Origin of the sequence: Streptomyces sp. NPDC006925 (assembly GCF_042869575.1) — a bacterium.
Taxonomy (GTDB): Bacteria; Actinomycetota; Actinomycetes; order Streptomycetales; family Streptomycetaceae; genus Streptomyces.
Genome location: NZ_JBIAGB010000003.1, coordinates 46,643 through 60,245, shown reverse-complemented (window position 1 = coordinate 60,245; position 13,603 = coordinate 46,643). Strand labels below are relative to the sequence as shown.

Sequence of the window (13,603 nt, the reverse complement as noted above, 5' to 3'; positions counted from 1 at the left end):
GATGGCCGAGTCCCGGCACAGGAAAGCCGGACGGCGTCCGCACTGCTTCACCCCCGTCCCCCGAGGCGAGCGTCGAACTCACGAGCCCGCCTCGGGCCGTCGGGAGCAGCCGGGGAGACCCGTTGCCCGATCCCGCTCGCCGGCGACGGCTCCGGCGGAGAGGAGCGTCGCGGCGGCGAGGCTGCCCCAGAGGGCGGCCGGGCCGTGGGGCGCGAGAGCGGTGAGGGCCGCGGGGGAGACGGCGAGGCCGAAACCCGTGGAGAGCTGGAAGCGGGCGAGGGCGCGTCCCAGGACGTGCGCCGGGGCGAGGGCGGTGACGAGTGCCGTGGCGCTGCCCGCGTAGACGATCTCGCCGAGGGTGCAGACCACGGACACCGCGGCGACGGCCGGGGCGCCCCAGCCGCGTCCCAGCGAGGTGGCCGCGAGGAAGCCGAGGTAGGACACCGCGAGCACCACGCCGGCGAGAACCAGCACGGACCGGCGGGAGAAGCGGGACATCAGGACCGTGACCGGAACCTGCAGGGTGACCACCAGCACCGTGTTGGCCACGAAGATGGTCCCCGACCACACCGGGGAGGCGTGCATCTGCGTCACCAGGACGAGAGGGAGCGCGACCTCGGGGACGTTGAGGCAGAAGACATAGATCACGTTGGCGGCCAGGAGCGCGCGCATCCGGGGCGCGGGCGCGTCGTCCCCGCCCTCGGTCACGGCAGCCGCCGGATGAGCGTGCACGTGGACCGACCACGCCAGGGCCGCAGCGGCGAGGTAGGCGAGCCCGGTGACGGCCGCCAGCGCCTGCAGTGCGGTGGTGCCGCCTGCCAGGCATGCGGTGGCGAGGAGTGCGCCGGCGCCCAGACCGGCGTTGCGCAGGGCGCGGCCCCCCGCGAGCGCGGCGTCGCGTTCCCGCCCGCGGGCGACCGTGGCCACGAGGGCAGCGTGGGCGGCCGGCCATGCCTGGTTGCCGATGCCGAGGAAGAGCGCCGCCGTCGCGAACGGCCAGACGTGCGCCGCCGGGGCGGCCAGCAGCAGCGTCACGCCCAGCACCCGCACCAGCATCGATGCTGCCACGACCGTGCTGCGTGCGCCCCGGTCCAGCCATCGGCCGATCGCGGGCATGCACACCAGGCCCACGACGGCGCCGAGTGTCATGGCGATGCCGGTGGCCGGCGCGGAGAGCCTCAGCACGGTCACCCCGTAGAGCAGCAGAAGGGGCCGGAGCAGGCCGGTGCCGAGCGCGTCCACGACCAGGGCGACGGCATATCTGGGGCCTCCGGAGGCACGGACGAGGGCGCGCGGCTGGATCTTGACGGTGGTTGCCATGGCGCCAACGGTGCGTTTCGGCCGCCGAGCAGAGCGTGCCGCTTGACGGACACCGTCAATCGACACGGTCGTCAACCGTGCGACCGGCGATGATGAGGGAATGACATTGAGGATCGACATCGGCGGCCTGCCGTCCGGGGGACTGCGGTTCGCTGCCTCCCCGCTGGCCGAGCTGACCGCGATGCTGCACGTGCTGGCCGAACCCGCGCATCATCCGCAGCTCACCGGCTGGGCCGCGGACGTGTGGGCCGGGCTCCCGCCCGAGCTGGCCGAGCGGCTCAGGGAAGCGGAGTTCCTCTGGCGGTCCTCACGAGCCGACTTCCTGGTCCCCGCCCGTCCCCGGCCCACCCTCGCCGAGGAGCTGGACGATGTGGACCGGATCGACGACGAAACCTATGTCGCCGCCGCGCTGATCACCACGTGCGGCAGCAACCGGGTCCACTTCGCCGCGCCGTCGCCACTCGCCGACGCAACGGCGCGTGAGCGGGCCCTGGCCCTGGCCCAGGCCCGCGGCGCGCTCCAGGAAGCCTTCGCGGAACGGCTGCTCGCGGACCCGGCCGCCGTGCGGGCACGGGTGCGCCGGACTCTCGAACAGTGCACCGAGGCGTTCTTCGACGCCGCCTGGGCGGGTGTCGCGGTGCGGCTCGCCACCGACCTGCGCCTGAAGAACGACCTGTTGAAGCGCCAGGGCACCGAGGCGGCACTCGCATCGGTCTCCGGCGCCGTGACCCTCGCGCCGGACGGCAACTGCCTCACCGTGGACAAGCTTCAGGACAATGCGACCACCGCACACGGCACCGGGATCACCTTCCTCCCCAGCGTCTTCGGCCGCCCGCACCTGGTGGTGATCCACGCGCCCGGGTGGCAGCCGGTGGTGCAGTACCCCGTGGCCGAGACGAGTCCGCCGGAGCCGGTGTCGCTGGAAACGGTCACCCTACGGTTGGAGGCACTCGCGCATCCGGTACGGCTGCGGCTGCTGCGCACCCTGGCCCGCGGCCCGCACACCACCGGTGAGCTGGCCCATGCCTGGGAACTCTCCCTCCCGGAGGTCTCCCGCCACCTCGCTGTCCTGCGCCGCGCGGACCTGCTCACCAGCCGGCGGCACGGCCGTCACGTCCGATACACCCTCGACCTGTCCGATCTGACGGTGCTGGGGGCCGACCTCGTGGCGGCCGTACTGCGCTGAGAAGCTTCGGCCCGCCCCGACGGCGACCGCCGCCTTGCGACCCGTGCGGCTCGGCAGGCGCCGGGCGTTCAAGGAGCCCGTCGACAACGACTGCCGACGCTTCCGCCGCCGCGGCAGCCCGGGCCGAAGCCCGCGCGGGCGCCACCAGGGCTCGGTGCCGGTTCTCGTTCCGATGCTCCCCGTCCCCGTGCGCCGTCGCGGCCGTGACCCGGACCTCTCACGAATGCGGAATTTCCGGCCGGTTCATCCCGGCAATGCGATCCGCTGCGATCCTTGCCGGTCGAATGTCGTCACCCGATACCGCGCGTGAATCTCCCGCGCGTGACCGGAATTCCCGAGCCACAACCGCCGCTTCGGTCACCGGTAACTCTCCCTGCTCTCACGGGAGTCGGCGAAAGCCGCAGCGACACGCCGAAACACCCGTGCTGTGCGGATGGCTTCTTGGGTGACGCGACCCTCGACTGCCGTGATTCCAGGGCGAGTTCACAGAATTCCGGGAATCCTACTATGGGCAGCCTTATGGGGAAACCGTGTGCGCGAATCCGGTGATGCGGCACGCTTCCTTTCGAGGAACGGCCCGCCGAGGCGAGCCGGGCAGCACAACACCCCACTCCTGCAAGGAGGTCCCCGTTGCCCCTTGCCCTCCTGGCCCTGGCCATTGCAACGTTCGGTGCGGGCACGGCCGAGTTCGTGATGATAGGTCTACTTCCCGAGGCGGCCTCCGACATGGGAGTGAGCATCTCCGAAGCCGGTGGCTACGTCTCCTTCTACTCGCTCGGTGTCGTGATCGGAGCACCACTTCTCACCGTCGTCGGTATGCGGGTCCAGCGTAAGACAATACTGCTCGCAATGACATGCATGTTCATCTTCGGGAACACAGCGTCAGCCCTTGTCCCGAGCCATGAACTGCTGCTGGCTGCGCGTTTCACCGCGGGACTCCCGCACGGTGTGTTCTTCGGAATCGGAGCCGTCGTCGCGGCCGGACTCGTCGCCCCCGAAAAACGCGGCAGAGCACTCTCCGTGGTGCTGGTCGGCGTACCGATGGCCAATATCGTCGGCTCGCCACTGGGCACCCTGCTCGGGCAGACCGTCGGCTGGCGCTGGACGTTCATCGTGGTCGCCGGTATCGGCGTGCTCGCGTTCGTCTCCCTCGCGGCGCTGCTCCCCGTGCAGCGCGAGACCGGCAGAGGAACCGTGCGCGGCGAACTCGGCATATTCAAAAGACCGCAGGTGTGGCTCGCCTTCGCCGTGGTGGTGTTCGGCTTCGCCGGCACCTCCTCGTTCTACACCTACATCCAGCCGCTGGTGACCGAGGTCAGCGGCTACACCCCCAACGCGGCCACCGCGCTGCTGGCGCTGGCCGGAGCGGGGATGACCGTGGGCACCATGCTCGGCGGACGGCTCGCCGACCGCCCGGTGCGCACGATGTGCGGGGCGCTGCTCGCGCTGGCGCTCTCGCTGAGCATGTTCCTGGTGACGGCGCAGAACACCGTCCTGGTCGCCGTCAACGTGTTCCTCACCGGGATCGCGGGCATGGCCGCCATCCCCAGCGTCCAGGCACGCATCCTCGACCACGGCAGGGACGCGCCCGAACTCGGCTCCGCCAGCGTGCAGTCCGCCTTCAACATCGCCAATTCGCTGGGCGCCTCGCTCGGCGGAGTGGTCATCGCAGCCGGCTTCGGACTCACCTCACCGAGTTGGCTGGGCGCGCTCCTCGCCCTGGCGGGTGCCTGTTTCGGCCTGCTGTCCGGGTGGCTGGACCGCAGCTCCCGGCCCTGGGCGGTCGCCTCCTCGGCCCCCTCCTGGAAGAGCGTGAAGTCGGAGGCGTTATCGGGCCGGGGCGTCCGCAGCGCCCCGCGCCCGCTCGCGGGCCGTACCGCCGCGCCGCTGCCGGGCGCCGCGCCCGGCCGGCGGGCCGCGCCGGTGACCGGCCGGGCAGTGCTCACTCCGCGGCGGTCTCCTCTGCGGTCTTCTCCTCCTGGGTTCGGCGGGACGCGTGGGACCACCGCAGCAGCGCGCCCAGCCCGCCGACCGGAAGCTCCTCCCCGGGCGCGGCGAGCAGTACCTCCGCATCGGTCGCCAGCGCACTGCGCAGCAGCGCGTCGTCGGCCCGCGCGGAGGCGGGCTCAGGCGCTCCGAGATACTGCAGCTCGGAGCGCCGCACCCCCACCTGGTCCGCGCCGTCGCCGACCCACACCTCGGTGTCCCTGTCCGGTCCCCCGGGCCGCACGAGCAGTGTGGCCAGCCGGTGCTCCCGTGCCGCCTCCACCAGCGAGGGCACCGTCTCCGCCGTGCCCGAGCCCGCGGGAGAGGGGCCGGGCGCGTGCGCGGCGCGCAGCGCGGCCAGTGCCTCGGAGGTGCGCCGCTCGACGTACTCCGTGCGGGCCCGCGCCGTCTCCCGGTCCAGCAGCTCCGAGGAGGCCCCGCCGCACGGCCGCCGTGCGAGGTCTGCACGGCCAGGGCCCGCAACCGCTCGGGCAGCTTCTCGTGCACGGCACGCCGCTCCCGGGGCTCGCCGCTGAGCACCAGCACATCGGCGGTCGTCTCCCGGAAGCGGCGTTCGATCGCCTCGGCGATCAGCCCGGCGTTGCTCTCCCAGGTGTTCTCCACCCGCAGCTGGAAGTGCTTCTCCGACAGCTCGCCGGTGGAGTTGCGGTGGATGGGCCACTCCTCGCCGGTGGCCTGCCCCGCGCTGCGCGTCCCGTGCGCGTCCACCAGTTCGAAGTCTGCCCCTGTGCGGTCGATGCGTGCCGTCAGGCAGCGCGGGTTCTCGCCCAGCAGCTCCGGCAGCGGTGCCAGATGCGGCAGCGTCGACCAGGCGACGTGCTGCCGTTCGGGCGCCACGGTCAGCGGGAGGTCCAGTACGAGGTCCCCGTCCGCCGCGAAGACCGCGCTGCCCTGCGGGCGGGTGCGCGGGGAGAGCGCGGACAGGCGCTCGGTGACGGCTTCGGCGGTGGCGGAGTCGGCCCCCTGCCGCAGCAGCTCGTCCCCCGCGGCACGGGCCGCCAGCCGCCGCTCGTCCCCGGCGTTCTCGGTGGCCTGCGCCGTGCTCGTGCAGACGGTGGCCCACGGTCCGTTCCGGTCGAGAAGAGGTGCGAGGGAATCGAGGCGCATGGTTCCTCCCTGGTGCTCCTGGGCGCGCTGCATCGATGCATTGCGGACCCCGGTGCCCGGACGCGGCCGGGCCGTCCGCAGGACGGCCGGGTACCCCTGCCACCAGGCAGCGACACAGGCCCGCGGGACCGGGGCCCGTCGCGCTCCGCGCCGTCTGCCTCCCGGCGCCTGTCTCCCGGCGCCTGTCTCCCGGGCCGCTGCCGGGAGGCGCCCACCACCCGACCAGAGCGGCGTGCCACCATCCGGGGCATGGCGTCACTGAGCGAACTGCTGCCCTGTGCGGCGATCCGTCTGGACATCGCCGCGGCGGACTGGCGCTCCGCCGTCCGCGTCGCAGGAGATCTACTGGTCACGCAAGGTGTCAGTACCGACGCGTACACGGACGAGATGATCGGGAACCTCGAGGAGAACGGACCCTACGTCGTCGTCGCACCCGGCCTCGCGCTCGTACACGCCCGGCCCTCGCCCGCGGTGCGCCGGACCGGGCTGGCGTGGGTGCGGCCGGCCGAACCCGTCGTGTTCGGCCATGCGACGAACGATCCGGTCACCCTCGTCGTGGCCCTCGCCGCGGCGGACTCCGGTGCCCACACGGCGGCCATGGCGGCCCTCGCCGGACTGCTGGCCGACCCGGACGCCGAGGCCGCGCTGCGCGCAGCACCGACCCCGCAGGCCGTGCACCGGCTGCTCGATGCCCGGGAGAGCGGCGGTGGACAGCTCCCGCGCAGCGGGCCGGCCGTGCAGCGGATCCTCACGGTCTGCGGGAACGGGGTCGGCACCAGCCTCTTCCTCAAGAACACCCTGGAGCGGGTGCTGGAGCGCTGGGGCTGGGACCGGCACGTCACCGTCGAGGCCACGGACACCGTCTCCGCGCGGGGCAAGGCGTCCGGGGCCGCGGCCGTCCTCACCTCGCGCGAGATCGCCGGGCTCCTCGGCGACCTGGGCGTCCCGGTACGGGTGGTCGCGAACTTCACCAGCGAGAAGGAGGTGGACGCCGTGCTCCGCGACACCTACGACGTCTGACCGCGCCCCCGCGCCCGGCTTCCCCCGCCACGCACCCCGCGGACTCCCCGCAGCTCCCGCGCACCCCGCGGGGCACCCTCCCCACCCGCCCGAGCACGGCACGCAGCGGAAGGCTCCATGGACTGGCTGGTCACGATCGCGGCATTCCTCGGCACCGAGATTCTGAGCGTCCCCGCATACCTCATCGGTCTCATCACGGCGGCCGGTCTGACGGTTCTGCGGAAACCCGGGGGGCAGATCGTCGGCGGGGCCGTCAAGGCGACGCTGGGATTTCTGCTCATCAGTGCCGGAGCCGGACTCGTCGTCGGCGCGCTGGCGCCGCTGGGGGAGATGATCCAGGGCGCCACCGGGGCGCACGGGGTGATTCCCACCAACGAGGCGATCGTCGGTATCGCGCAGGACCGGTTCGGCGCCCGCGTCGCCTGGCTGATGACCGCGGGATTCGCCCTCTCCCTGCTGCTGGCCCGGTGCACGCCGCTGCGCTATGTTTTCCTGACGGGTCATCACATGCTGTTCATGGCGACCCTGCTGACGATGGTGCTGGCGGCCGCGGACCTGCCCGGGTGGCTGGTGGTGGCCGTCGGCGGAGTACTGCTGGGCATCCTCCTCGTCTCGATGCCCGCCTTCGCGCACCCCTGGACGAAGCGGATCACCGGCGACAACAGCATCGCCGTCGGGCACTTCGGCACCGCCGGCTACGTGACCGCCGGTGCCGTCGGCCGGCTCGTCGGCGGACGCAGCCGCAGCACCGAGGACATGAAGCTGCCGGAAGGACTGCGGTTCCTGCGCGACTCGATGGTGGCCACCGCACTGTCCATGCTGCTGATCTACCTCGGCATGGCGCTCCTGTACCTGGCCGACGCGGGTGAGGCTACGGCCTTCCGGGCGTTCGCCGCCGACGGCGGGAGGGCCGCCACCGGCCTGGGGAACTACTTCATGCAGGCCGTGATGGAGGGCCTCCGGTTCGGCATCGCCGTCGCCGTCATCCTCTTCGGCGTCCGGACGATCCTCGGTGAACTCGTCCCCGCCTTCCAGGGGATCGCACACAAGGTCGTCCCCGGTGCCGTGCCCGCACTGGACGCGCCCATCGTCTTCCCGTACGCGCAGAACGCGGTGCTCGTCGGATTCCTCGCCAGTTTCTCCGGCGGCCTGTGCACGCTCGGGCTGCTCACCTGGCTGCTCAACCCCGCCTTCGGCCTGGCACTGGTGCTGCCGGGACTGGTGCCGCACTTCTTCACCGGCGGCGCGGCCGGTGTCTACGGAAACGCGACCGGCGGCAGGCGGGGTGCCGCGCTGGGTGCGTTCTGCAACGGCATCCTCATCACACTGTTGCCCGCCGTGCTGCTGAAGGTGCTGGGCACGTTCGGGGAGGAGAACACCACCTTCGGCGACGCCGACTTCGGCTGGTTCGGCACTCTCATCGGCTACGCGGGCAGGGCAGGGGAGGCGGTCGGCATCGCCTTGATGCTCGCCGTCGGGGCCGCGGTGCTGGCCGGAGCCGTCCTGGTGCAGCGGCGCGTCGTCGAGCCCGGCTGGGACCCCGGCGACCGTCGCGACGCGCTGCTGCCGCCCGAGGCCGCTGCGGATCCCCCACCCGCGGCGGCGACCGGTACGGAGGCCGCGCCGCCGGGTGCCGCGCGGATCCCGGGGCCCGGCCCGGCGGGGGACACGGCACCGCGCCGCTTCCCCAAACTGCCTCCGCCGGCCGGCGCGCCCGTACCACCCCCGCCGCCGGACTGAGACGGGACTCGGGCCGCGTCCCGCCGCCGCCGGGCACCGGCTGCTGGTAGAAGTCTGAGCACACCACCGCAGCCAGGAAGGGCCCGCCATGACCGTGCGCTTCACCACCTCGCCCGACGGCACCGACATCGCCTTCGAGCAACTCGGGGACGGCCCGCCCGTCGTCCTGACCGGTGGGGCGCTCAGCACCCGGCACGAGGGTCTGCCACTCGCCCGTGAACTGGTCGGCCTCGGGCTCTCCGGGGTGGTCTACGACCGCCGCGGCAGAGGCGGGAGCGGCGACACTCCGCCCTACACCCCGGCGCGGGAGGCCGAGGACCTGGCCGCCGTCCTCGGGGAACTCGGCGGGGGAGCGGCATGCGCCTTCGGCGTGTCGTCCGGCGCTCTGATCGCGCTCGGCGCGGCAGCGCGCACCGGAGCGGCCCCCGGCAGGCTGGTGCTCTTCGAACCGCCCTTCACCGGCGCCGTGGGACAGCCCCAGGACCCGGCGCGCGCGGTCCGGCTGGCCGAACTCCTCGACCGGGAGCGGCGCGCGGACGCCGTCGCGTACTTCCTGGAGGAGATCATCGGGCTGCCACCGGAGTCCGTGGAGGGCGCGCGCCGCTCCCCCGCCTGGGACGGCCTGACGAGAATCGCCCACACGCTCCGCTACGACACCACGCTGCTCGGGGACGCCACCCTCCCGGCCGGCATCCTGGCCGCTGTGCGGGTCCCCGCGCTCGTCCTCTCCAGTGACGCCAGCACGCGGCTGCTCCAGGACGCCGCGCACGCGGTGGCGGAGGCCCTGCCCCGCGGCGAACACCGGACGGTGCCCGGGACCTTCCACCAGGCACCCGCCGAGGCGCTCGCTCCGGTGGTGCGGGACTTCCTGGCCGCCTGAACCGGTGCGCCGGTACGCCGGTGCGCGCCGCGTCCGGTGCGTTAAGAGTTGCCCATGGCTTCCCCAACTGAGCCATGACCAGGGCCTCTCGGGGGAAGCCACTGGCTGTCCGGTGAGCGGGGGGCGAGCAACTCGGGGGTGCGGGATGGACAGCACGGCGGCGAACGGCGGCCCGCGGTGCGCGGCGGCGGACCAGGCGGACCCGACACCGTGCGAGGGCAGGCTCACGGTCGTGACCGTCATCGACCGGAACGGAGCGCAGCACACCGGCTGCATCCACCACACGGCCCGGCTGCTGGCCAGTCTCGAAGGCGCCCGGCTGCATCCGTCCGCGGCCGTGCTTCCCTTCGCGTGCGAGGTCTACTGCCGCGCCGACCAGCTCCTCCCCTTCCCCTGGCAGCTCGGCCGCTGAACAGCGACGGCCGCCGCGAGCACGTGGCGCGGCGGGCCGGGAGTCCGCGAGCCCCTCCGGGGTGCGCCGACTCCCTGCCACGGCAGGCCCGTACCCTGCTGCGCACCGCTTCCTCACGCGTCGGTACTCGGCAACAGGGCCGCCGGAGTGATGGGATGCCCTCGGGCGGCCGGGGACTCCGCTGCCCCGGACTGCGGGAAGGAGACCGGGATGGGTACCGCTGCGGTCGGCGGCGACGCCGGGAACACCGAGTACGGCCGGAAGGCGTTCAAGAGGTCCAGGAGCCACTTCGCCGACCGGATCACAGCCGACGGGAGGGACGGGTGGCCCGTCGAGGCGGGCCGCTACCGGCTCGTGGTCAGCCGTGCGTGTCCCTGGGCGAGCCGGGCACTGGTCTCGCGCCGGCTGCTGGGTCTGGAGAGCGCGCTGTCGCTGGCCGTCGCCGACCCGATCCAGGACGACCGGAGCTGGCGCTTCACCCTCGACCCCGGCGGCCGCGATCCGGTGCTCGGCATCCGCTTCCTGCACGAGGCGTACGACAGGCGCGAGACGGGCTACCCGGGCGGCGTCAGCGTGCCCGCCGTGGTGGACGTGCCCAGCGGCAAGCTGGTCACCAACGACTTCCAGCAGCTCACGCTCGACCTGGCGACCGAGTGGCGCGCGCTGCACCGGCCGGGCGCGCCCGACCTCTACCCGCGGGCACGGCGGGAGGAGATCGACGAGGTGGCCCAGGGGATCTACCGGGACGTCAACAACGGCGTGTACCGGGCCGGGTTCGCCACCACGCAGCAGGAGTACGACGCCGCCTACGCGGACGTCTTCCGCCGCCTGGACCTGGTCTCGGAGCGACTGCGGGACCGGCGCTATCTGGTCGGCGACACCCTCACCGAGGCGGACATCAGGCTGTTCACCACGCTCGTGCGGTTCGACGCCGTCTACCACGGTCACTTCAAGTGCAACCGCAACAAGCTGGAGCAGGATCCGGTGCTGTGGGCGTACGTGCGGGACCTGTACCAGACGCCCGGCTTCGGTGACACGGTCGACTTCGACCACATCAAGCGGCACTACTACGTCGTCCACACCGGCATCAACCCCACCTCGATCGTGCCCGCCGGGCCGGACCTGTCCGGCTGGCTGACCCCGCACCACCGCGAGCAGCTCGGCGGCCGCCCCTTCGGCGACGGCACCCCGCCGGGCCCCGTACCGGCGGGGGAGGAGATCCCGGCGGACCACCGGCCCTGAGGCCCGCCCTCGCCGGAGGCCGCCGTCCGGGCGGCTCAGCCGCCCAGCGGGAAGCCGAGCCAGGGAAGCCAGCGGCCCTCCTCGTGGACGACCAGCTCGACGCGGCTCACCCGCGCGGTCACCGGCAGCCGTGCCGTCAGCTGCGCCGCGATCCGCCGGTGCACCCGGGGGCCGCCGCTGTTGGCGACCGTGAGATGCGGCTCCACCGCGCCGAGCAGACCGCCGTAGGGCGGATGCGAGGGCCAGCGAGCGGCAGCCGCGCCGGTCAGCGCGCGCAGCGGGGCGGCCGGTTCGGGCACCAGGTGCAGCACGCCGGGGAAGGAGCCGCAGCGGTCGAACGTGACGGTGAAGGGCCGGTGCCGGGCGTACAGCGCCGCCAGCGCCGCTTGCTGGGGGCCGCGTATCCGGTCGCGGTGCAGAAAGGGGAACAGCACCGTCACATGTGCTGTTCCCCCGTACCGCGCGGCCGTGTCGTAGCGGGCGCGCCAGTCGCGGACCAGCGGATCCACGTCCGGCAGCAGTACGCTCAGCGCCGTCGTACCGGCCGCGACGGGCCAGTCCTCGCCGGAATCCCGCGTCCCCGTGTCCATCCGGGCACCGTAGCCCGCCGCCCGGGGCGTCAGGCGCCGGGCACCCGGTCCAGGAAGCCCTTGACCGAGGCGATCCGGCCGTCGTCGGCCAGCGTGAGCACGTCGGACCCCGCCGCGGGAGCCGAGCCGTCGGCCGCGACGACCAGTTCCCAGGAGAACCGGGCGATGTCGTGGTGCCCGTCGACCGCCCCGGTCAGCCGGAACGTGCAGCCGGGGAACTGCTCCTGGGCGGCCCGGATCGTCGCGGTCAGCTCCGGGTGGCCGGCGGCCTGCGCCAGGGGGTCGGTGTAGCTGCCCTCCTCGGTCCACGCCGCGGCCACGGCCGCGGCCAGGCTCGCCGCGTCCGGTGCGTTCCAGGCGGCGAAGTAGCGGTCCACAGCGGCTTCGTAGGTGTTCATGGTCCCTCGTCCCCTCGTTCGGGTGCCGCCGCCGGAGTGTTCCGGCGGGGCGATGCCAAGACTGTGCCCCGGCTCCGGGCACCCGGTCGATTACGCGCGGGGTAATGCGGCCGAGGCGGGGTGCTGTGCCCGCACTGGCGGGCCCGGCGGTCGCAGTGACCGCCGGACTCCGCGGTGCCGGAAGGCGGTTGACGGACTCCCGGCGTGCGGGAAGAGTCCCCCGCGTGGAGATCGACGAACTGACGGGCGCGGAGCGGCGGGTGTGGGAGGCGTTTCCCCGGGGGCGGACCGTGGATCTCTCCGCGGCCGCCGAGCGGTCGGTACGGGCCCGGGTGCTGCGGGCCCTGCTGCTGACCTCACCCGCGGAGGACGGGGAGATCCCCGCACTGCGGCTGCGCGGCGCCCGGATCACCGGCGAGTTCAATCTGCACTCCGGGGTGGTCAGGGCCCCGGTGTCGCTGCGGGAGTGCGTGTTCGAGGAGACGCCGGTGCTCTACGGCGCGGAGTTCCGGCAGCTCTCCCTGAGCGGCTGCCGGATGCCGGGGCTGTGGGCGGCGACACTGCGGGTGGCCGGGGCGCTGCGGCTCAACGACTGCCGGGTACCGGGCGCGGTGGGCCTGTCCGGAGCGCGGATCGAGGGAGCTCTCTTCCTGGACCGCGCGGAGCTGGGCACCCGGGCCACCGCCGGGGAGCCGGAAGCGGCGGCGGCCGAGCGCGAGGGCGGCAGCCTCAAGCTGGACCACGCCACCGTCGGCGAGGACCTGCAGGCCACGCGGCTGACGGTGCACGGCCGGACCCGCCTGGACGGACTGACGGTGACCGGACTCGTCCGGCTCGACGGTGCCCGGCTGCTGTACCCCGGCGGCGGCCACACCGCGCTCCACGCCGAGACCCTCACGGTCGGTACCGATCTGCACGCCATGCGGCTGCACGCCGAGGGCCGGGTCAATCTGCGCGGGGCCACCGTGCCCGGGCAGCTCAACTTCGCCTACGCCCGGCTCTCCAACCCGGGCGGGGTCGCGCTGCGGGCCAGCAGCTGCACGGCGGCCGAGTTCTGGCTCCGCGACGCGCCACCCGTCCAGGGCACCGTCAACCTGCGCCGGGCCCGGTTCGAACTGCTCCACATACGTCCGGAGGTGTGGCCCGCGGAGGTGCAGCTGGACGGGCTGACCTACACCGCGCTCACCCCCGTCCTCCCGGCGGCCGACCGGCTCCGGGTGCTCGCCCGCGAGGCGGACGGCTATGTGCCCTTCGCCTACGAGCAGTTGGCCACCGCATATCGGCACATCGGTGACGACGCGGCGGCGCGCACCGTGCGACTCGCCAAGGAGCGCCGCCACCGGGCCACCCGGCCGCTCTACGGACGGCTGTGGGGCCATCTGCAGGACGCGACCGTCGGCTACGGTTTCCGTCCCATGCGGGCGGCCGGCTGGCTGGTCGGCCTGCTGCTGGTGGGCGCGCTCGCCTACGGGCTGCATCCGCCGCGCCCGCTCAAGGCGGACGAGGCGCCGGAGTTCAACCCCCTCGCCTACGCACTCGACCTGCTGCTGCCCGTCGTCGACTTCGGGCAGGAGAAGTCCTACGCGCCAGAGGGCGGATACCAGTGGCTGGCCTACCTGCTCGTCGTCGCGGGCTGGGTGCTGGCCACGACGTTCGTGACCGGCGTCAACCGCGCGGTGACGCGGAACTGAGCGCGCCGTC

11 protein-coding genes and 2 pseudogenes are annotated in these 13,603 nt (G+C 73.4%); 8 read left to right on the top strand and 5 right to left on the bottom strand.

The genetic code is table 11. The annotated features are described in order from the left end of the window. Positions 1 to 78 precede the first annotated feature (78 nt). Positions 79 to 1,320, bottom strand: a complete 1,242-nt coding sequence (locus tag ACFYNS_RS05405) for an MFS transporter (RefSeq protein WP_360295805.1) — start codon at positions 1,318 to 1,320, stop codon at positions 79 to 81. A gap of 100 nt (positions 1,321 to 1,420) precedes the next feature. Between ACFYNS_RS05405 and ACFYNS_RS05400 the strand changes: the two genes are divergently transcribed. Beyond that, positions 1,421 to 2,506, top strand: coding sequence for a helix-turn-helix domain-containing protein (locus tag ACFYNS_RS05400; protein ID WP_360295808.1), 1,086 nt, complete (start codon positions 1,421 to 1,423; stop codon positions 2,504 to 2,506). Between the two features lie 693 nt (positions 2,507 to 3,199). After that, positions 3,200 to 4,102, top strand: a pseudogene (locus ACFYNS_RS05395) (MFS transporter); the annotation flags it as partial. 346 nt (positions 4,103 to 4,448) lie between these two features. Here ACFYNS_RS05395 and ACFYNS_RS05390 read toward each other — a convergent pair. After that, complete coding sequence (locus ACFYNS_RS05390; protein WP_388601450.1) at positions 4,449 to 4,787, bottom strand: hypothetical protein; 339 nt, start codon at positions 4,785 to 4,787, stop codon at positions 4,449 to 4,451. Between the two features lie 197 nt (positions 4,788 to 4,984). After that, positions 4,985 to 5,620 (bottom strand): annotated as a pseudogene (locus ACFYNS_RS05385) (Vms1/Ankzf1 family peptidyl-tRNA hydrolase); the annotation flags it as partial. A gap of 249 nt (positions 5,621 to 5,869) precedes the next feature. Between ACFYNS_RS05385 and ACFYNS_RS05380 the strand changes: the two are divergent. From ACFYNS_RS05380 to ACFYNS_RS05360, 5 genes are all read left to right on the top strand, one after another. Next, positions 5,870 to 6,640, top strand: a complete 771-nt coding sequence (locus tag ACFYNS_RS05380) for a PTS sugar transporter subunit IIA (protein ID WP_388601425.1) — start codon at positions 5,870 to 5,872, stop codon at positions 6,638 to 6,640. A 117-nt stretch (positions 6,641 to 6,757) separates the two neighbouring features. Further along, entirely contained in the window at positions 6,758 to 8,380 is a 1,623-nt protein-coding gene (locus ACFYNS_RS05375) for a PTS ascorbate transporter subunit IIC (protein ID WP_388600946.1), read from the top strand. 88 nt (positions 8,381 to 8,468) lie between these two features. Beyond that, complete coding sequence (locus ACFYNS_RS05370; RefSeq protein WP_360297880.1) at positions 8,469 to 9,260, top strand: alpha/beta hydrolase; 792 nt, start codon at positions 8,469 to 8,471, stop codon at positions 9,258 to 9,260. Positions 9,261 to 9,405: 145 nt separating this feature from the next. Next, positions 9,406 to 9,672, top strand: coding sequence for a hypothetical protein (locus ACFYNS_RS05365; RefSeq protein WP_388600943.1), 267 nt, complete (start codon positions 9,406 to 9,408; stop codon positions 9,670 to 9,672). A gap of 210 nt (positions 9,673 to 9,882) precedes the next feature. Continuing rightward, positions 9,883 to 10,914, top strand: coding sequence for a glutathione S-transferase family protein (locus ACFYNS_RS05360; RefSeq protein ID WP_388600942.1), 1,032 nt, complete (start codon positions 9,883 to 9,885; stop codon positions 10,912 to 10,914). A 35-nt stretch (positions 10,915 to 10,949) separates the two neighbouring features. Here ACFYNS_RS05360 and ACFYNS_RS05355 read toward each other — a convergent pair whose 3' ends face one another. Then, positions 10,950 to 11,504, bottom strand: coding sequence for a 2'-5' RNA ligase family protein (locus ACFYNS_RS05355; RefSeq protein WP_388600940.1), 555 nt, complete (start codon positions 11,502 to 11,504; stop codon positions 10,950 to 10,952). A gap of 29 nt (positions 11,505 to 11,533) precedes the next feature. After that, the gene (locus ACFYNS_RS05350) at positions 11,534 to 11,902 is read right to left on the bottom strand and encodes a nuclear transport factor 2 family protein (RefSeq protein ID WP_360297887.1); all 369 of its coding nucleotides are present in this window, start codon (positions 11,900 to 11,902) and stop codon (positions 11,534 to 11,536) included. A 224-nt stretch (positions 11,903 to 12,126) separates the two neighbouring features. On the opposite strand from ACFYNS_RS05350, the gene ACFYNS_RS05345 reads away from it, so the two are divergent. Next, on the top strand, positions 12,127 to 13,593 hold the full coding sequence (locus tag ACFYNS_RS05345) for a membrane-associated oxidoreductase (protein ID WP_388600938.1): 1,467 nt from the start codon (positions 12,127 to 12,129) through the stop codon (positions 13,591 to 13,593). Positions 13,594 to 13,603 lie beyond the last annotated feature (10 nt).

What these genes read in the sequence shown, in the direction of transcription:
- ACFYNS_RS05405 (WP_360295805.1), bottom strand. Translation starts at nt 1,320, where the DNA reads ATGGCAACCACCGTCAAGATCCAGCCGCGCGCCCTCGTCCGTGCCTCC.
- ACFYNS_RS05400 (WP_360295808.1), top strand. Translation starts at nt 1,421, where the DNA reads ATGACATTGAGGATCGACATCGGCGGCCTGCCGTCCGGGGGACTGCGG.
- ACFYNS_RS05380 (WP_388601425.1), top strand. Translation starts at nt 5,870, where the DNA reads ATGGCGTCACTGAGCGAACTGCTGCCCTGTGCGGCGATCCGTCTGGAC.
- ACFYNS_RS05375 (WP_388600946.1), top strand. Translation starts at nt 6,758, where the DNA reads ATGGACTGGCTGGTCACGATCGCGGCATTCCTCGGCACCGAGATTCTG.
- ACFYNS_RS05370 (WP_360297880.1), top strand. Translation starts at nt 8,469, where the DNA reads ATGACCGTGCGCTTCACCACCTCGCCCGACGGCACCGACATCGCCTTC.
- ACFYNS_RS05365 (WP_388600943.1), top strand. Translation starts at nt 9,406, where the DNA reads ATGGACAGCACGGCGGCGAACGGCGGCCCGCGGTGCGCGGCGGCGGAC.
- ACFYNS_RS05360 (WP_388600942.1), top strand. Translation starts at nt 9,883, where the DNA reads ATGGGTACCGCTGCGGTCGGCGGCGACGCCGGGAACACCGAGTACGGC.
- ACFYNS_RS05355 (WP_388600940.1), bottom strand. Translation starts at nt 11,504, where the DNA reads ATGGACACGGGGACGCGGGATTCCGGCGAGGACTGGCCCGTCGCGGCC.
- ACFYNS_RS05350 (WP_360297887.1), bottom strand. Translation starts at nt 11,902, where the DNA reads ATGAACACCTACGAAGCCGCTGTGGACCGCTACTTCGCCGCCTGGAAC.